Raw genomic sequence first — 18,282 nt, forward strand, 5'->3', positions numbered from 1 at the left:
AGAGGTGAAGAAGTTGAGTCAAGAGCATAACAAAAATAAGATACAAACCCTTTTGGAAATCCTGCTTGCATCGACTAAACTCGGGTTGACTTCTTTTGGTGGGCCTGTCGCGCACCTTGCTTACTTCAAGGATGAATATATCGATCGACGAAAATGGTTGAATGACAAAACCTATGCCGACTTAATAGCATTATGTCAATTCCTTCCTGGACCAGCAAGCAGTCAGGTTGGAATTTCTATTGGAATATTACGTGGGGGCATTCTCGGGGGGATTACTTCCTTCTTAGGTTTTACGCTTCCTTCTGTTATTGTCCTTGTCATTTTTGCTTTGCTTTATCAAAGCTTTACACTGGATGATGCAGGTTTTATCCATAGTCTAAAAGTGGTTGCAGCAGCTGTTGTTTTACATGCCCTCATTGGCTTAGGTAAAAAACTGACACCGGATAAAAGCAGGATGGCCATTGCTCTTGCGGCTGCTCTCATTATGTTGCTCTATCCTTCCGCATGGATACAGATCATCATTATTTTAGCAGCTGGAATGATAGGTCTGACTATATTTAAGAATAAAGCAGAATCAAAAATTGAACCTTTCCCTGTTAATATCTCGAAGAAGACAGGTATTATCTCGTTAACTATTTTGGCTGTTTCTCTCCTTTCACTGCCTATCCTTACTAACGCAGTTAACAACCCGTTATTGAATATTTTTGATATCTTCTTCCGAGTTGGTTCCTTGGTCTTCGGTGGTGGTCATGTCGTATTGCCCATGATCGAACGGGAGCTGGTCCCTCAAGGCCTTCTGTCTCCAGATGCGTTCTTAGCAGGTTATGGTATGGCCCAGGCCGTGCCAGGACCATTATTCACTTTTTCAAGTTACCTCGGGACTATGATGGAAGGAGTAACAGGTGCAGTGGTCGCTACCATAGCTATTTTCCTGCCATCTTTTCTGCTTATTATCGGAGCATTGCCTTTCTTAAGTGAACTGCGTAAGCGTGCTTCTTTCCAAGGCATTTTAATGGGAGTGAATGCCAGCGTAGTAGGAATCCTACTGGCTGCCTTCTATGATCCAGTCATTGAAAGTTCCATTTTTGAGGCTTCTGATTTTGCCTTAGGTGTTATTTTATTTGCTTTATTGAATATCTGGAAAACCCCAGCCTGGCTTATAGTGATCTTAGGTGTCGCAGGAGGATATATCCTAAATCTATTAGGTTTCTAAAAGTGAAAAAATTTGAGCCCTCATCGTTCATGGTGAGGGCATTAATTTTTTATAAAGGGAATATATGGACGAAGGAGAATTGATAGGGGGCTTACTTGTAGTCTCTATGATCTTCAAGGTAAGAACTTTCCCGTCAGGTCTCCTTTAGATCTTATTCGTAATAGGGTACTTATTTTTTATCTAGCTATTTTAACTTTTGGTGTATGAATAAAAAAGTATCTCTTTCAGGATAGATATACTTTTTTTCACCCTTATTCAAAAACTGAAAAGCAACAATGATATGGTGTTTAATAGTAATTATTTATTGAAAAACAATAAGGTGCGTTTTACAATAAAGCTAATTGAATGGGGTGTTTTCTGAGGCTGATGCAGGTTTTTTGAAAAATTTTGAAGGGGAGTGGCCATCATTGGATTATCAATAATATTTTTACTGGGTATAGGCATCATTGCAATAACATCCATTTTTATCCGGAATATAGCTGTTAGAAAAAACGGCAAAGGAAAATCACCTCGAAAAATTTCTTATGTAATAGTCGGCTTGTTGGTTTTGCATTGGGCATTTTTCTTAACTAGCGGTTACGCTTTAGTACCAACGAACATTGCAGATGCTATTTTTATGCCTGTATGGTTAATGTTATGTGCAGCAGGAGTAGTCACAGCATTATATGAATTTAAAAACAACAAAGGCTTTGCCATTCCAGTTGCCGGATTAACAACAATCAGTTTATTATTTGCCATTTTCATTAATGGAATATCGGAAATGTAAATACCTTTTCAATATCGACGACAGAAGCCGGGAACCCCTGCCATGATTTATGTTCTATCATGTAGTGGTTTTTAGTATCCAAGAATAGGAGGGATCTTTCGTAAGTATATCGTATGTAGTTATAAGAAACCCCTCAGATTTCTTAAATCTGAGGGGTTTTGAGACTAATGGAATAATCCGGATTCCCTTGATTTCTTCATCAATTGGTTGGTTCCCTTTTGCAAAGGCCCTTTTAAGAAAGCTCCTATACCCAGGAACACTGCAGCAAAAATTGCTAAAAACAGGAGATCTCTTTCTACTCGAGTACCTACAATTCCACCTACCGCTTCTCTCATTAAATCAACCGCGTATGAGAAAGGCAGGAATGGGTGGATCATTTGGAAAAATTCAGGCAATAACGCGACAGGATATGTCCCGCCAGATCCGGCGATTTGCAAAACTAACATAACGATGGCACCGGCTTTTCCTACATCTCCAAATACGGAAACGAGGGTGTAGACGATCGTCATGAATACAAAGCTGATGCCTATCCCAAATAAAACAAAGGGAACAGATTCTGCAATTCCGATATGGAGCACGAAAAGATTTCCCAGTGTTACGACAAGCGCTTGTAGAACACCTATACTAACAAACGTCGCCAGCTTACCGAAATATTGCTCATAAGTTCGGTAACCTCTCATTTGAACAGGGTCTGTGGAAAGTAATGATACTAGTAATAGGGCGCCAACCCACAGGGAGAGAACCGTGTAAAATGGCGTCAGCCCTGTCCCATAGTTATCAATGGGGAATAATGAATTTTTATTTAGTTTAACAGGCTCTTCAAAGAAGCTCTGCTCAGCACCAGGATCATTTTTCAAGAGCTCAATAATATCATTGATATCGGCATCTCCTTGAATATCTCTGATTCGATCCGCCATCTGGTTGACCTTATCATTGATATAAGGGTATTCATTAAGCATATATTCAAGGATATCTTGTCCCTCTGTGATGTTTCCTTCTGTGTTGTTTAAAATGCTTTCCACTTCTGGAATGGTGGATTGAACCTCGGAAAGAATGCTGCGAGCATTATTCAACGTTTGTTCCGCTTTATTTACTTCCTCTAAAACTGCTGGCTCAATGTCCTCGTTATACTCTTTTAAAAATGCATCAATCCTGCCAGCGGTCTGCCCGGACTTTTCTTCTAAACTGGAGAGTGTTTGATCGATCTCCTCCTGTTTTTCGGTTAACAGCGAATCGATTTGATTGCTGTCATTTTGCACCGTTTGTAAGGATTCTTTAATCGTCTGGATATCAGCAAGCGCCTGATCAATGGCTTCCTGAGAGACAGTCGAATTTTCCTCATTGTTCTGGTCTGGGTCGGTTTCATTGTCTTGCTGCTGTTCTTTTACTTGCTCAAGTATTTGTTCTACATTCTCCAGTTCTTGTATGGATCGGCTCGTTCGCTCGTTAATCCCGTCCTTAATTTCACTGACGGTACTTAAATTCAAATTGATAGACTGAATATCCTGCAGAAAAGCATTCACATCTTCAGCCGTTTGCTGTGCTGTTTTCAAATCTTCTTTAACCTTTGGCGAAAGCTCATTCAAACGCTTTTCTGCATCATTAATAAAAGCTGTCGTTTGATCGATCGTTTCTAAACCTTGATCTGTCGTCCGTTCTGCCTCCGGGATCAGGCTTTGAACATCATTAATGATAGAAGCAGCACTTTTCGAGTCTGAGTACGCATCAGATATCAAGCCATGAATTTCAGGCAAGTTTTCTTCTAATTTAAATACATAGTCTTCAAACCTCTTTATGTCAGGAAGATCATTTTCCAGTTCCATTCCAAGGTTATTAAAAATTTCGGCAACCGTTCCATTCACTTCAGATATAAAACTACTGGCAATTTGATCGACAAGGACACTTGCCCCTTTTTCAGTGATCTTAGGCGCAATTGCATTGATTTTTTCATTCACATAGTATTCGATTTCCGACTTTTTCGGTTGATCCGATATCACCGTTCCAAGTCGGTTAGAGAAATTTTCTGGAATTACAATCACCGCGTAATAATCGCCATAGCGGAGTTTGTCCATCGCATCTTCCCGTTCAGACATATGCCAATCAAAGCTGGCGTTTTCCTCCAGCTTCTCAACGATGTCATTTCCTACATCTATTTCTGTACTTCTTACCGTTGCCCCTGTATCTTCATTGACGACGGCAACAGGTAGCTGATCCGTCTGGCTGTAGGGGTCCCAGGATGCCTTGATATTAAACCAGGCATACAGCGATGGGAGAATAATTAATCCTCCGATAAGAATAAGCGCTACCCAGTTCTTCGTAATGTTTTTCCAATCTTTGCTGAATATTCTCCAAATATGTTTCATAAGCATTCTCCTGTACTTAAATAATGAACAATTATTCATTATAATACTTTTTCATGAAATTTGATAATAAGAGTGGGAACATATTTGAATGTGCAAAAGTGCCTGACCCCCGTTCTACTATAGTGGTGACAGGCAGGGGGCAGGCACCGAATGTAAAAATTTCCAGGTTGTTCGAAACCGATTTCTTTTTCAATCGTATATAAAGGTACCGACCGATAAGAAGGAAAGGAGTCATTTCAAATGTTTCCATGGATTGTCTTTGGCATCATAGGCGCTGTACTCACGATTGCCGTGTGGCTCGACCGAAATCCCCGTGTGAAGAAATTCGAAGAACAAATCGAATATAATGAAAGACGTACGAAAGCCTTCGACGAAGCATCTCGTTACAACAATATGAACTCATGAGCGCGAGGAAGGTTCGTGCGCTTCCTATGCAAGTAAATGAAACATGATTGTTCCTCATTTTGAAAAAGGAGCATGCCCCCGTTCTGCTTAAGTAGTAACGAGCCGGGGGTCAGGCACCTGTTTTTAAGAAATATTTGTAAAGAAAAAGACTGTCCCACAAAGGAACAGTCCAAAATTTCCGACTATAATTCAATTTTGAAAGTGGTAGGTCCGTGGATGGAATCCTTTTTATCACTAAGGACATTGCTCGTTTTAATCTTAATGGATTGAAGATCTGAAATGTCAGTTTCATTCAACACAAAACCCATGTTTCCAACCTTCTCTTCCCCTGGTTTAATGGATCCTGTAAGATGTTCCAGGTAAAAATCATCATTAAAATCTTTCTTCTCCCCAGTGTTTGTTTCCAAAAGATCTACTGGTGCAAAATTCACCGTCTGCTTTCCCGTATTCTTAATTGCTACGGTAAATTTGATATAATTGAAATTCATCTCATTGTGCGTATAAGCATGGAAATAATCGATCAAGTCTGGAGAAGGAGTGTAATTCATCACTTTCACATCCTTTACCATCACCTTGACAGGACCTGCTTGCTTAAACTTCTCTACTTCTTTTATCGCTTCTAAAGTCAGCTGGCCATTTTCATCTTCGGTCCTGTCTCCAACCTTTAATAGTTCCCGATCATCGGCTGCCTGAGGGTTGTTTGGGTATTTTTCTTTCGCTGGTATCTCAAAAACAGCTTCCGGATTATTCTTTACTTCCGCCTTACTCTGTTGACTTTGTCCAGATATTGAACAGCCTGCCAGCAAGATGAAGCTAATTAGAATAAGCGTGAACTTTTCCATATGTGTCCCTCCTCAGGATACTGAAAATGAGGACAGAGGAAGTGATGATTTAATTTTTTCACTCTTTATTATCTTCTTCACGTTTTCCATCCTCATAATCTTTATGATTTGACTTATGGCTATCTAATACTTCCATAACCTTTTGCCCAACTTCATGGTTGTCGTGCAGCCCAGCAAATAAATCAGACTTCGGTCCATAGCCATACACGATTACATCTTCACCTGTGTGACCGCCTGTCGTCCAGCCTGTACCGGAACGAATGTCAAAAATGTGCTCGATCGCATTATCAATCTCCGTTGTTGAACCATCCTCTGCTGCATCTTTAACTGATTCGATCTCTTCATTAGTCAAATCTAAATCAATATATTTGGATAATGTTCTTTCTACATTTGCTCCATCGGAGATTTCAGCAGCCATGAAATCAGGTGTCCGTTTTGCTGCTTTAATCGGCTCTGGATTCCACTGGTATTCACCGTCGCGTCCCATCGCCATGCCGCCGGTAGAGTGGTCAGCTGTTGTAATAACAAGGGTATGTTTGTCTTTTTTAGCAAATTCAATGGCTTCCTTGTATGCTTCTTCAAAGTCCTCCATATCACTCATCGCAGAAACGATATCATTATCGTGACCTGCCCAGTCAATCTGACTTCCTTCCACCATCAAGAAGAAACCATCTTTGTCTTCGCTTAACCGGTCAAGCGCAGAAGAGGTCATATCTTTTAAGGATGGCATATCCTCTGGACGATCGATCATTTTATCCATTCCTTTGGGTGCGAATAAACCTAGAACCTGATCGTCATCATTTTCCAGCAATTCTTGTTTTGTATTCACATGACTGTAGCCGTCCTCTTGGAATTCCTTCGTTAGATTGCGGTCCTCACGCTCAAAATAAGACGTACCGCCACCGAGAATGACGTCGATTTTGTGCTCTCCATTTACTCTTTCATCAAAATAATCATCAGCAATGTCATTATAATTATGGCGTGACTTATCGTGGGCGCCGAAAGATGCAGGCGTCGCGTGGTTTACCTGTGAGGTAGCGACAATCCCTGTAGACTTTCCATTCTCTTTTGCTAATTCAAGCGCTGTTTTCACTTCCTTTTGTTCCATGTCTACGGCTATAGCGTTATTGTATGTTTTGATACCAGCAGCCATGGATGTTGCAGCAGCTGCAGAATCTGTAATGCTTTCTTCTTCATCCCAAGAATACGTTTCCTGCATACCAATTAAATCCTTATCAAACGCTGTATTTTCCGTATAAGGGGTCGATGGATCATCCTTTAGATAACGATAGGCGGAAGTATAAGACGATCCCATTCCATCTCCTATTAGAAAAATGACATTCTTAACTTTTCCATTTTCATCCTTTGGCTTAGCCGCTGCTTCGCCTGTAAATGAAGCAAGTGATCCTCCTAGTACGACAGATGTCGAAAGAGCGATTGGCATGATTTTTTTTACGAACTTTTTGCTGAACATGATGAACCTCCTAAATTTTTATGTAATCTCACTTTTAAGATAATAAAAGAGAATCTTAAATAATAGATTAATAGAATGTTAAGAATATGTAATTTTCACCAAACTCTACGTAAGTAATAAAAAACATACAATAAATGTTGGTCCCGCTTCTGACTTACCAGGTAATTTAGAATGAATCAGTAATCAACAGCACCAATGGCGATCAAAATCTCATAAGGTATCTTTTACATGGGATTCATGTTAAAAAGAGAGAGAAGAAAATATAATAGGAAGGCATCAGACAGTTTGTGAAAGTTTTTTGAGAATTACACAATAAAGGGCATTTTTGGTTTGAAAGGACGTAGGAATAGGTATGTAAATCAAAAACAGGGAGTGCGTTCTTTTGTATATTAGTGAAATCGTGAACTTGAATTTCCATAGCCAGCTCAGTTTAAAGCAGGTAGAAGACAGGTTATTGATCACGGCGGATTTTCCGAAAGAAGTGTTAAAGGAACTTGGGATGAGAGATCCTTTTTTATATGTCACACTTTATGTGCGGGGCGGGGAAATAATCAAAATCATCGATGAAGATAATGCCAACCTCCACATACCTTCCAAGAAAGATTTTGAGCAGAAAACGTACAATGCGATCATCGATTTTGCTAAAAAACATGCCAAACAGTTTTCTTCTTAAAGAAATTAGGATGATGGAAATAGCTGTTCCCCTTCACAAACGGGGAGCGGTTATTTTTTTTGGTCCGGTTGTGCTCAAACTAAGAGGTTTGCTAAGGGTAAAATTTAGGTAATGATTTTCTTTTAATAGTTTCAGAAGGATGTACCGGGGGAATAGTTGCTTCATATTCGGAGGTGCAACTTATGAAACGACACAAAAAATGGTGGATTAGCGGATTACTAGTAGGAACCATCATCATCGGGGTGCTGGGTTTTCAGTCAGCCCTGTCTGATAAAGAGGAGAAAGTTGTCGCTCTCGGCGATTCATTGACCTTTGGAGTAGGAGATGGAACAGGGAATGGATATGTGGAAAACCTGAAGCAATGGCTTGAGCGACATCATGATGGAGATACCACCGTTGATAATTATGCGATTCCTGGTCAGCAAAGTGATGGTCTGCTTGGTCAAATGAATGAGGCTGTTGTATTGAAGTCGATCGAAAACGCGGATTATATCCTTCTTTTTATCGGGACAAATGATCTCATCAAAAGTAATGGAGGCGATTTAGCACCATTAAATAAGGAACAGATCGCCCGTGGTAAAAAAGATTATCAGGCCAATATAAAGGAAATATTGGACACTATTCGAAAGGAAAATCCGGATGCACCGGTATTGTTCCTTGGGCTGTACAATCCTTATCCAGACCAGCCTGAGATCAACAAAGTGATTACGGACTGGAATGATACAAGTAAGGAACTGCTGCAATCCTATGAACATATTACTTTTATAAAAACGAACGATTTGTTTCAAGAGAAGTCAACACACTACTTCAGTGATGAGATTCATCTCAATGAAGAAGGATATGAAAGACTGACGAAGCGGATTATAAAAGCTTATGACTTCCAATAATTTTTCAAGAAACGGCGTGCGCTCCAGATGTTGCTTCACCTTGAATGCCGTTGCAGTAGGAAATGAAAATGCTTAAAGAAAAAGTGGGACTTCCTTTTGATCGGAAGTCCCACCTTTTCATGATACAAGGAAAAAGGAAATTTTAGCTCAAAGAGGATACCCATTGTGCGATTTGGAAACCAGCATAGGCTAGACCTATTCCTGCACCATAGCTGGTAATGATATAGACAGCGAAGGTTTTCCACTTTTGTTGGAAGTGGAGTTGAATAGCTTCAAGCTTAAAAGTGGAAAAAGTCGTGAATGCTCCTAGGCCCCCTGTGCCGCACAACAATACCCAAACCTCAGATAAATCCAAGCCAGTGACAAGTCCGAGCAGAAAGGAACCGAGTCCATTTACGAAAAGGGTGGCTACAGGAAGATCAGATTCAGAGAAACGGTGGATCCACTGACTGATCTGATAGCGGAAGATCGCACCGACAAAGCCTCCGATACCGACAAGCAGAATTTTCAGCAGCATTAGGAGGAAATCCTCCTTTCTCCGACGAAGTGGCCAAGCCAGGATAAGAAAAAGCCACCGAAGATAATGAGGATGATATACGAAAGACTGAGTAGGAGGTCTCCTCTTTCATAAAGATGAACGGCGTCCATACTGAGAGTGGAGAATGTCGTATAAGATCCGACAAGCCCCGTGCCGAGTGCGGCTTTCCATTTGGAAGAAAGCGAGTATTTTTCAATGATTTCAATGGTGAACCAGGAGAGGATGAAACTTCCGGTCAGATTGACGAAAAGGGTGGAGTACGGGAACCAACGATCTGGTTCTGAGAGGAATATCCCAACTAAATATCTGAGAGATGCGCCGAAGAACCCACCAATTCCGACATAAATATAAATCATTCCACAAACCTCCTACGAATCTAATCGTTATTATAAAGACTTTCGAAGTAATTTGAAAGGAATGCTTTTTTTACGCGGCAAGAAGCCTTATAATTTACATAATAGCAACAATGAAAGAGGGTTACGCATGTTAGTCAGAATTTTAAAGAAGGTCGATTTCTCAATCCTATTCGCTGTTTTGGCCTTATCTGCTTTTGGAACCGTCATGGTATACAGTGCTAGTATGGTCAGCGGCGTCATGGTCTATGAAGTAACCTCTGATTTCTTTTTCAAAAGACAGGCTATTTCCTGGGGGTTAGGTTTAATTGCTTTGTTTATGGGAATGATGATCCCTTACAAACTATATGGAAAATTATTTAAGCCGATCCTCTTTGTAACGATTGGTCTATTGATTTTAGTATTCTTCTTCGGTCATACATCGAACAATGCACAGTCCTGGTTACCGATTCCCGGTTTAGGAAAATTCCAGCCGGCAGAAATGGCAAAGATGTCTTTAATTATTTATTTGGCAACGATTTTTACAAAAAAGAGTTCCTATATTGAAGATTTCACAAAAGCTTTGTTACCTCCGATCATTTTAATGATGTTAGTGGTCGTGCTGATTTTGAGACAGCCGGACCTCGGAACTGCTCTCATTACACTCGCTGTTTCCGGGCTGATAATCATGTCCAGTGGATTACGGAAGGTCCATCTTTATTCCATGCTTGGTATTGCGCTTACGGCGGCAGTCCTTATGTATAATGTCGGGCTTAGTGAAGAACAATTGTCCCGCTTTGATGGTGCCTATCAACCCTTTGAATATGCAGACAATGAGGGATATCAGCTGATCAATTCTTATCTTGCTATCAACAATGGCGGCTTGTTTGGTACGGGTCTTGGTGCAGGTATTCAAAAATTAGGATACCTGCCTGAAGCGCATACGGACTTCATTATGGCTGTGATAGCAGAAGAGCTTGGTTTCATCGGTGTTGGAGTCGTCCTTCTTTTGTTAGGACTTATTGTCATACGCGGCTTTTACGTCAGTATGGAAACCCATGATACATTCGGGCGATTACTTGCGATTGGTGTGGCAGGGTTAATTGGTATTCAATCGATCATTAACCTCGGCGGCTTGACTGGATTGCTTCCTTTGACAGGTGTTCCATTACCATTTGTGAGTTATGGTGGGACGTCGTTACTCATGATGATGTTTTCTGCTGGTATACTTATTAACATCCATATCATTTCTAAGTTGAAAAAAGAGCAAGAAGAACAAGCGGCAGCCTAGCAATAAAACGTCACCTTCCAAAGGTGGCGTTTTTTGTTAAACGAGAATTTCTATTAATCAGCTTACAACAATATGGCATTATTATAGAAGACTTGGTTTCGAGATAACCGGATTCGTTGCTGCATAAAGAGTCAGGGGTGGTTGGGAAGCAACTCGCTTTCCTGTGGGGGACCTGGCGAGCTTTCTCGGGCTACTGCCCTGCGGGATCTCGCCTACCTCCTTCTCCCACGGGAGTCTCGCAGCTTCCCCACCACCCCATTCAAAGAAACGAATACTCTTAACAGGAAGGAGCGTCTTTCACCATCCCTGCCCTATGGGGAAATACCACTCTATAGCAAGGTTTCCAACAGGCGGCATCTTAGGTGATCATCAGCATGCTCCCATTAATTCTCATTTTTTCTTGGAGCGGTTTCGAGAATCGATTTTGGCAAGGTGCAGAGGGGAATGGAAACTGAGTGAAATGGATGAAACGAAAGGTTTTTTAAAATCGTATGGAAAGAAAAGGAGGGAGAGGATGAATTTATTGATAGCCATATTGATGATTGTAGCACCAGCCATGTTTCTCATCTATTGGGGAAAATCCGGATATGACTATGATGGAAAAAGGAAAGACAAGGAGTAAAGGATTATGGACAAAACAAGATGGTTAGTCCTCGGCTGCCTTTTAATTGTCATCATCTCTATCGGCCGAATATATGAGAATCACAGAGTACAACCAGTAACTAGATTGATCGATTATCAAGAAGAACGCTTCACAGGAATGCTTTTTTCATCAGGACAAAAGCCCCTCCCTGAAGACCAGTTGTATCAATGGTACAGGGAGGATCCGAGGGTGGCAGCCGAGCTTTATCAATTTTTAAGAGATTATGAAGTGAGAAAAATCGATGAAGATACATATAACGAACTATGGAGTGATGAAGAGAACACGTTCCGCTTTGAAATTCAGCAAGAGGGAAAGAATCCAATCATTGTACATGGTACTCCTGCCAAAGTTCATATTTTGGTCGGTGATTATTATGAAATCGTCGGGGAACCGATTGATAAAGGCTGGTTGAGAACTTTCAGTGAACGTTATGGAGGGGAATAATGAAGATAAGAAAAGCAGTGCAAGAAGATGTTGCTGGTATTGCAAGGGTTCATGTAGATTCATGGTTGGAAACGTATCAAGGAATTGTTCCAGATGCTTACCTTAATGGTCTCCGTTATGAAAAAAGGGAGCGTTTATGGAAAAAGAATTTAAAAGAGTTCGAGGTTCTGGTGGCAGAAACAGATACAGGCCATGTGGTCGGGTTTGCATCCTGGGGTTTAAGTAGAACTCATCCCCAGTATAGTGGAGAGCTTAACGCAATTTATCTACTGCAAGGTTACCAGGGAAAGGGACTCGGAAGGAAATTATTCGAAGAAGTCGTAGCAGTTTCAAAGAACCATCATATTCATTCAATGATGGTCAAAGTGCTGGAAGACAATAAAGCATGCTCTTTTTACGAAGCGATGGGGGGAAGGGAAATAGATACAATCATGATAGAAATAGAGGGAGAACAGTTGAGAGAATGCATTTACGGATGGGAATATATTAGCAATCCATAATAGTGAGCGGTAATAATATTATGTAAACAAAAGGAGGTCTTGTATCTTTTCCGGCTCTCCACTTTCTAACCTTTTAGCGGGCAGAAGACGTCACCCAGAGAATTATCTCTGGTTTCAAACATAAGAAAGAGAGAGTAGATGCCTCTGGGAAATCTTCGTTTATTCAGCGATTACAAAGTTCTACGTCCTCTGATCACATCGCATCCAGCCGGATTTGTATTTGGTCTGTATCTGTCGTTTTTATATCATTTTTTAATACGAGCTTTGTTTGTAAATGATAGGTCGCTTCTTTATCTGTATCTTCCATTTCTTCCGGGAGCAAAAAGTGAAAAGGATATTCTGTTTGCTCTTTCGCATCCAACTCCCTGTTCATGAGTACCGTCATAACGGGTTGGACGAAACGGGCTTTCTCCCCAGGGGTCTTTTTCATAAGATCACATTCAAGTCTCTGGATGGTTTGTTGACGGATCCCGCCTTGTAAATGGAAAGCTCCTGTCACTTTTTCTCCAGGTTCGTATTCGCCTTTGGATAAAACCAGATCGACTTTTGGGAAACCTGGTCCGAACCAACGGAATAGCTTTTCTAACATGTGTTTCAACCTCCTTCATTTCTCTTTTTGAAAACTCCACAGATCGATGGGGAAGGTTTGGTTGTCTGGATCAAAACCTGCATCATAACGGTGGCAAAAGGTCTCTTAACCTATTTGACTCGGGAGTCTTACTATTTATATTTGTATCATATGCGATGCCCTCCAGCCCGTCAATCTTTTTTGAATGTTCAACCACCCAGTTTAAGTAGATACATAGAGGGGGGATATTGGAAAAATCTATGATAAAGTTAAGGAGAAGGAGTGCTTGCAATGAATGGCTTTGTCCGTTTGATCAGACAGCTGATATCCAGGAAGAAGAAGCTTGTGTATACGACTTTCATGCAAAAAGAATATTTTAAGGTTGCTTCAAGATTGACAAACAGGGCGGTGAACTATCGGGTAGCGACTATCAGGAAAAAGCCTTCAAGATTTTCAGAGGTTACTACATACGATCATGGAGACGAATATAGGTTCTATGTTAAAAAAGAAGATTACCATAGAGCAGTGAGCGCTATCCATGAATAGGGAGTGATGAAGTGGGAAAAAAGGATTGGATGGGTATCATCTTCTTTCTAGGCGGGATATTGTTATATGGGTTGACTGTTGTAGGAGTAGCCGTGTATATGCCGCAAATGACAGGGTGGAGTGATCCACCAGGGAAGTATTGGGCAGCTATACAGGAAATGAGAGCGATGTTTCCGTTAGTTTTAAGTTGGATATTAATACTGTTAGGCTTAATTTTATTGTTTTGGGAAAATATGGATCATCTATTAAAAAAGTTCTCAAATTAGATTTTCTTCCGCTACTCCTTAATTGTCTTTGGCAGGAAGTGAAACATTTTGGCCAAGTTAAAACGGTTGCTTACCTAAAGAGGAAAGCAACCGTCAACTTCGATCTATTCACCAACTACCAATGAAAGCCTGCAAGGAAGCTATTCGGTGGTTTGTTCGAATGTTTATCTTAAACAGCTTGTGATTCTTCGTCCTGCTTCTTCTCTTGGGAAGTGAACCATCCAATGACCGCAATCGCCAGCAGGACTCCCCAGAAGATACTCTTCCATAGAACACTTTTCGCAAAACCTTCCTCGAGTACCGAAAGCTCTGGATGGGATAGGGTGTAGACAGCAAGCTTGACGCCTACCCAGCCGACAATCATGTAAGCTGTGGATTCAAGTCCTGGACGCTTGTCGAGCAGGACGACGAAGTAGCTGGCTGCAAACCGCATCAATACGAGACCGATCAGACCACCAGCGAGGATGACGGCGAAATGACCACCGTCCATACCGCCGATTTCCGGCAAGCTTGTGACAGGCAATGTAACAGCAAGAGCGACAGCGGCGAGGATGGCGTCAACGGCAAAAGCGATATCAGCAAGTTCCACCTTTACGACAGTCATCCAGAAACCAGAGCCTTCTTTTTTGTTCTTTGTTTTCTTTTCGTGAACTTTCCACACGTGTTTTTTCAAAAGGTGATAAATGGCGATTCCCAGTAAGTAAAGGGCACCGACTGCTTGCACTTGCCAGATGTGAATCAAATAGGAGATCAGGAACAAGGAACCGAATCGGAATACAAACGCCCCGGCAAGACCGTAGAATAGAGCCTTTTTCCGCTTATCTTCTGGAAGGTGTTTGACCATTGTGGCAATAACAAGCGCATTATCCGCCGCTAAAATCCCTTCCAATCCAATCAAAATGAGCAGCACCCAACCATATTCAATCAATAAACTTTCCAATGTTTCTTCTCCTTCTTTTGATTAAATGGAACTCATCCGGATATGGATTTCATCCGTATCCGTCGTCTCCACATCATTCTTCAGTACAAGTTTTGTTTGTAAATGGTAACTCGATTCATCGGCCTCTTCTAAAAGTTCCTCCGGCAATAGAAAGTGAAAGGGGTATTCTGTTTCCGCTTTGGAACCCAGCTCACGGTTCATGAGGACAGTTGTGACCGGCTGGATAAACCGTGGTTTCCGGCCGGGAGTTTTCTTCACCAAATCGCACTCCAGCCGGTGGATTTTTACTTGGCGCAGGCCGCCTTGAAGGTGGAAGGATCCCGTCACTTTCTCTCCAGGTGTGTATTCTCTTTTGGCTAAGACGAGGTCGACTTTCGGGTATCCGGGCCCGAACCAGCTGAATAATTTGGCTAACATCATTTTCCTTCTCCTTTAAAAGACATATAAAAAACCTTCACCGCATGAACGATGAAGGTTTGTGTGTACATGTTTAGCCTTCACCGCATTGTGGGCAAAGGTCTCGCAAACAACGTTTCCGTTGCCAGCTATGCCGGTGATTCGCATCACGTATTGTCGACATAACTGTCAGCTACTCCCCTTTGGAGTGGAACTTTATACTTGTATCATAATCGAATAAACGTTCCCTGTCAATCTTTTTTTAGAAAATTCAGCAACTATTTTTTGCTGGCTTCATAGAGGTTAATCATGGCATACGGATATGATAAAGTAGCATTAGGAAATCGTTGTCTTAGAGATGGGACGGAAGCATGCAGGGCGATTTTCAAAGAGCTTTTGCGGAAGGGAATTTTGAAAAGCCCTCTTATTTGAAAATACCGAATGGTTTGCCGACTGGTAAAGCCACTTTTCCGAAGTGAACGTTCAAGACACTCGCTGCTGAGCCGTAAAAACTCATGAGGGCGATCAGCAGTTCAGCAACGGCCGCGACCATATGCATCGCATGCGGGGCAATCCCTAATGTCGATAAGGACAAACCGATGAACAAGAAGTCGATCAGGACGAAGATGATGAATAATACTTTATGGGTTTCCATCGCACCAATCGTCATGAAAATCGAAAAGATCAAATAGCCGATGTAGGCGACCCCTAGTTGATGAGGATCGACAGCAGCTGCAGCAGCTTCTCCGAAGACACCGAAGTCGATCAGCCAGGAAGATCCGACACCGAACCAGAAAAGACCAAAGGCAGCAAATGCTGTGGTACCGAATGTATTGTTATGTTTCGCATCCTGGACGGCTGCAAATAATTGTGCAAGACCTCCAAGGAAAATCGCCCAGGGAAGGACGAATGACACGCCGTCTGTCCAGCCGAGCTTTGCAGATGAAGCGACAAGTGTGACCATAGCCAGGCCGAACAATCCGATCGCAGAAGGATCAGCAGTTGCTATTTGGACACGTTGAGTAGTTGATGGTTGATTCATAGATGATACCTCCTAAAAAACATACTTGTCTAATTTACATAAAAAAGAACCCACTCGCAATGAATTTTTATATGTAAGCGAAACTTTCATAGAATGATAGCGTAATCAGGGGAAATCGCTGAATAAAATATCCTTCTTTCGCAATCCTCATGAACGGTTCAAGCTTTGATGTACGGTTGGAGAGAAATTGGCTGGTTGGATTAACAAAAGAGGAAAAGGGGGAGTTTTTATGGGATTTTGGCCATCGTTCATCGTCGGCTTCCTTTCTTTGATCGGTTGGGTATCCATATCTTACTTTATAGGGATAAAAGGAAAAGACGAGGATAAATAATGGAAGGCAATTCAGTCGGTCCTACATTCGGGTAAGGGGTTGCACATAAAAAATCCATGTTAGAGGGGGAAGGAAATGGACTTTCCAGTTTTAGAAACCAAGCGTTTGCAACTGACAAATATCACGGAACAGCATATCGATCGTTATTTTGAAATCATGTCAAAAGATGAAGTGACGAAATACTACGGAATGCCATCATTAACAGACAGGGAACAAGCCCGCAGCCTCATCCATTCATTCAGCGAACGATTTGCAGAGAAAAAATCAATGCGCTGGGGCATCATTTGGCGTGATACAAACGAGTTCATCGGTACAGTCGGGCTTAACAATTGGAGTCCTTATAGCCGGAAAGCGGAAGTCGGATATGAGCTGCATCCGGATTTCTGGGGGAAAGGCATCACAACGGAAGCAGTCTCTGAAGTCATCGCTTACGCATTTACAAAGTTGGAGCTGTATCGGATCGGTGCGGTCACCTTTCCTGAAAATCATTCCTCATCGAAGTTGTTGGAAAAACTCGGCTTTCAAAAAGAAGGGGTATTGCGAGGCTATCTATATCAAAAGGAACAAAATCATGATGCTTTCATGTTTTCCATCTTAAAAAGAGAGTTTTTGGGGGAGGAATAACAAAGTGACCAATCGATTCTTTTTACTATTCGGGGCGATGATGGTTCTCCTATTTGGAGGCGTTTTCGTCATTCGTTATTTTCGTACAGGAGAATTACTTGCCGATCAATTAATCGGAGTGGCAGTAGGAGCAATAGTATTCATTTGGGCATTCATTTGGAGACAAAGAAATAAAATCAGGGAGTGAAATAGGATGGGTAGATTCATACTTTGGATAGTACTGATAGGAGTGATCTTCGCAGGTGGGTATGTCGTCGGTATCATAACCTCCGATGATCCTTCACTTATCGTGACAATCCAGGCAGAAAGCGGAAAGACGCCTCCAGCAGGAACCGTTATTACAGACACAGAGGACATGGCAAGTATGGATTCCTTACTAGGCATTTTATTAAGGAAAGAGTCCGCAGATAAAGTTTCGGTGGATAAGGAAAATCCAGATGCTTCCTTGAAGGTACTGAGTCAGGAAAGGTCCATCGGGTTGGCCGATTACCAGGTTTGGTATACAGAGGAAGGGGCAGTTTTGGGCGAACAACAAGGGAATGCAGCGGGAAACTTTCGCTATTATTCCATAACAGAAAGGGATAGAGATTACATCAGGTCCCTGATTGGTAAGGAGTGATTTTTTTGGGATGCTGGAGAGACCGTATTCACTTTCGCGGTTTCTGCATTTTATTTCCAAATTTGCTGCTCCGGGAGCAGGAAATGATACACCAAACGATTATTCTCCACAATTGGAAGGTATTCAGAGTGAAGTACATAGTTAAGACAGAAAGTGCAGGAACTTAATACAGTCCTGGTGGAAAAATAGTCTTTCGATACATCAAGAACAAGTAAACCAATAACATATTAAGAGAGAATAGCAACCGATTTTAAGCCTACTTTTGGAGGTATTTTCAGTTAATCTTCTCTCCATTGTTCTTCCTTGCAATTCCCCGTCTTATTTCCAATTCCTTTGCTGAAAGGGAAATTTATGGTTTATTAATTTTGTAGATGTCTCATGTTCTTACAACAATCGATAAAACAAAATTGTGACGGATAAGTGTACACAGTTAGGGAGGCGCCCCTTCATGAAAAATAGTGGTGTTAAGGAATATTTGTTGTGTAATACTAATTAACCAAATGGAATAGCAAAGGAGCTTATTATTTAGTACATAACTTCAGATGGATACCCGATGTTGGAAAACTTGCGTGTCCATGG

At 41.5% G+C, this 18,282-nt stretch carries 22 protein-coding genes; 13 read left to right on the top strand and 9 right to left on the bottom strand.

The features are described from left to right. Nucleotides 1-13: 13 nt before the first annotated feature. A complete protein-coding gene (chrA, locus tag BMZ58_RS02595; RefSeq protein ID WP_075034972.1) occupies nt 14-1,213 on the top strand; it encodes a chromate efflux transporter in 1,200 nt (399 codons plus the stop codon). Between the two features lie 397 nt (nt 1,214-1,610). Further along, nucleotides 1,611-1,979, top strand: coding sequence for a hypothetical protein (locus BMZ58_RS02600; protein WP_083412480.1), 369 nt, complete (start codon nt 1,611-1,613; stop codon nt 1,977-1,979). A gap of 164 nt (nt 1,980-2,143) precedes the next feature. Here BMZ58_RS02600 and BMZ58_RS02605 read toward each other — a convergent pair whose 3' ends face one another. Beyond that, on the bottom strand, nt 2,144-4,342 hold the full coding sequence (locus tag BMZ58_RS02605) for a YhgE/Pip domain-containing protein (RefSeq protein ID WP_208601392.1): 2,199 nt from the start codon (nt 4,340-4,342) through the stop codon (nt 2,144-2,146). A gap of 240 nt (nt 4,343-4,582) precedes the next feature. Here BMZ58_RS02605 and BMZ58_RS20960 point away from each other — a divergent pair, with 240 nt between their 5' ends. Further along, complete coding sequence (locus BMZ58_RS20960; RefSeq protein WP_167360011.1) at nt 4,583-4,747, top strand: hypothetical protein; 165 nt, start codon at nt 4,583-4,585, stop codon at nt 4,745-4,747. Between the two features lie 182 nt (nt 4,748-4,929). Here BMZ58_RS20960 and BMZ58_RS02610 read toward each other — a convergent pair whose 3' ends face one another. After that, nucleotides 4,930-5,589 carry a hypothetical protein gene (locus BMZ58_RS02610; protein ID WP_075034973.1) on the bottom strand — a complete coding sequence of 220 codons (660 nt, stop codon included), beginning with the start codon at nt 5,587-5,589 and terminating at the stop codon, nt 4,930-4,932. A gap of 58 nt (nt 5,590-5,647) precedes the next feature. Beyond that, nucleotides 5,648-7,063: an alkaline phosphatase gene (locus BMZ58_RS02615; protein ID WP_075034974.1), complete on the bottom strand. Its 1,416-nt coding sequence runs from the start codon at nt 7,061-7,063 to the stop codon at nt 5,648-5,650. A 382-nt stretch (nt 7,064-7,445) separates the two neighbouring features. Between BMZ58_RS02615 and BMZ58_RS02620 the strand changes: the two genes are divergently transcribed. Together BMZ58_RS02620 and BMZ58_RS02625 are read left to right on the top strand one after the other, a co-directional pair. After that, nucleotides 7,446-7,736, top strand: a complete 291-nt coding sequence (locus tag BMZ58_RS02620) for a hypothetical protein (RefSeq protein ID WP_244151473.1) — start codon at nt 7,446-7,448, stop codon at nt 7,734-7,736. Between the two features lie 182 nt (nt 7,737-7,918). Then, nucleotides 7,919-8,623 (top strand): DUF459 domain-containing protein, encoded by a 705-nt coding sequence (locus tag BMZ58_RS02625; RefSeq protein WP_075034975.1) that lies wholly within the window; start codon nt 7,919-7,921, stop codon nt 8,621-8,623. A gap of 142 nt (nt 8,624-8,765) precedes the next feature. Here BMZ58_RS02625 and BMZ58_RS02630 read toward each other — a convergent pair whose 3' ends face one another. Both BMZ58_RS02630 and crcB read right to left on the bottom strand, forming a co-directional pair. Continuing rightward, nucleotides 8,766-9,140 (bottom strand): fluoride efflux transporter FluC, encoded by a 375-nt coding sequence (locus tag BMZ58_RS02630; RefSeq protein ID WP_075034976.1) that lies wholly within the window; start codon nt 9,138-9,140, stop codon nt 8,766-8,768. Then, nucleotides 9,140-9,517, bottom strand: a complete 378-nt coding sequence (crcB, locus tag BMZ58_RS02635) for a fluoride efflux transporter CrcB (protein WP_075034977.1) — start codon at nt 9,515-9,517, stop codon at nt 9,140-9,142. Before crcB ends, BMZ58_RS02630 begins: the two co-directional genes overlap by 1 nt. Before the next feature lie 127 nt (nt 9,518-9,644). Here crcB and BMZ58_RS02640 point away from each other — a divergent pair, with 127 nt between their 5' ends. The 3 genes from BMZ58_RS02640 (at nt 9,645) to BMZ58_RS02655 (ending at nt 12,371) form a co-directional block, all read left to right on the top strand. After that, on the top strand, nt 9,645-10,784 hold the full coding sequence (locus BMZ58_RS02640) for an FtsW/RodA/SpoVE family cell cycle protein (RefSeq protein WP_075034978.1): 1,140 nt from the start codon (nt 9,645-9,647) through the stop codon (nt 10,782-10,784). 628 nt (nt 10,785-11,412) lie between these two features. After that, nucleotides 11,413-11,871, top strand: a complete 459-nt coding sequence (locus tag BMZ58_RS02650; RefSeq protein WP_075034980.1) for a hypothetical protein — start codon at nt 11,413-11,415, stop codon at nt 11,869-11,871. Next, a complete protein-coding gene (locus BMZ58_RS02655) occupies nt 11,871-12,371 on the top strand; it encodes a GNAT family N-acetyltransferase (protein WP_075034981.1) in 501 nt (166 codons plus the stop codon). Before BMZ58_RS02650 ends, BMZ58_RS02655 begins: the two co-directional genes overlap by 1 nt. A gap of 193 nt (nt 12,372-12,564) precedes the next feature. Here BMZ58_RS02655 and BMZ58_RS02660 read toward each other — a convergent pair whose 3' ends face one another. Further along, nucleotides 12,565-12,960 carry a sporulation protein gene (locus BMZ58_RS02660; RefSeq protein WP_075034982.1) on the bottom strand — a complete coding sequence of 132 codons (396 nt, stop codon included), beginning with the start codon at nt 12,958-12,960 and terminating at the stop codon, nt 12,565-12,567. Between the two features lie 270 nt (nt 12,961-13,230). On the opposite strand from BMZ58_RS02660, the gene BMZ58_RS02665 reads away from it, so the two are divergent. Both BMZ58_RS02665 and BMZ58_RS02670 read left to right on the top strand, forming a co-directional pair. Then, nucleotides 13,231-13,485: a hypothetical protein gene (locus BMZ58_RS02665; protein ID WP_075034983.1), complete on the top strand. Its 255-nt coding sequence runs from the start codon at nt 13,231-13,233 to the stop codon at nt 13,483-13,485. A gap of 11 nt (nt 13,486-13,496) precedes the next feature. Further along, nucleotides 13,497-13,751, top strand: a complete 255-nt coding sequence (locus tag BMZ58_RS02670; protein WP_075034984.1) for a hypothetical protein — start codon at nt 13,497-13,499, stop codon at nt 13,749-13,751. A 169-nt stretch (nt 13,752-13,920) separates the two neighbouring features. Here BMZ58_RS02670 and BMZ58_RS02675 read toward each other — a convergent pair whose 3' ends face one another. The 3 genes from BMZ58_RS02675 to BMZ58_RS02685 all read right to left on the bottom strand — a co-directional run bounded on the left by BMZ58_RS02675 (nt 13,921) and on the right by BMZ58_RS02685 (nt 16,129). After that, nucleotides 13,921-14,691, bottom strand: a complete 771-nt coding sequence (locus BMZ58_RS02675) for a TerC family protein (protein ID WP_075034985.1) — start codon at nt 14,689-14,691, stop codon at nt 13,921-13,923. A 21-nt stretch (nt 14,692-14,712) separates the two neighbouring features. Beyond that, nucleotides 14,713-15,111, bottom strand: a complete 399-nt coding sequence (locus BMZ58_RS02680; protein WP_083412481.1) for a sporulation protein — start codon at nt 15,109-15,111, stop codon at nt 14,713-14,715. A gap of 400 nt (nt 15,112-15,511) precedes the next feature. After that, nucleotides 15,512-16,129 (bottom strand): acetate uptake transporter, encoded by a 618-nt coding sequence (locus BMZ58_RS02685; RefSeq protein WP_075034986.1) that lies wholly within the window; start codon nt 16,127-16,129, stop codon nt 15,512-15,514. A 406-nt stretch (nt 16,130-16,535) separates the two neighbouring features. Between BMZ58_RS02685 and BMZ58_RS02690 the strand changes: the two genes are divergently transcribed. The 3 genes from BMZ58_RS02690 to BMZ58_RS02700 are packed head-to-tail and all read left to right on the top strand — an operon-like array spanning nt 16,536 to nt 17,703. Then, the gene (locus BMZ58_RS02690; RefSeq protein WP_075034987.1) at nt 16,536-17,084 is read left to right on the top strand and encodes a GNAT family N-acetyltransferase; all 549 of its coding nucleotides are present in this window, start codon (nt 16,536-16,538) and stop codon (nt 17,082-17,084) included. A 4-nt stretch (nt 17,085-17,088) separates the two neighbouring features. After that, nucleotides 17,089-17,271: a hypothetical protein gene (locus BMZ58_RS02695; protein WP_075034988.1), complete on the top strand. Its 183-nt coding sequence runs from the start codon at nt 17,089-17,091 to the stop codon at nt 17,269-17,271. 6 nt (nt 17,272-17,277) lie between these two features. After that, the gene (locus tag BMZ58_RS02700) at nt 17,278-17,703 is read left to right on the top strand and encodes a hypothetical protein (RefSeq protein ID WP_075034989.1); all 426 of its coding nucleotides are present in this window, start codon (nt 17,278-17,280) and stop codon (nt 17,701-17,703) included. Nucleotides 17,704-18,282: the final 579 nt, after the last annotated feature.

It is taken from the genome of Halobacillus dabanensis, from assembly GCF_900114165.1.
Classification (GTDB): Bacteria; Bacillota; Bacilli; order Bacillales; family Halobacillaceae; genus Halobacillus; species Halobacillus dabanensis.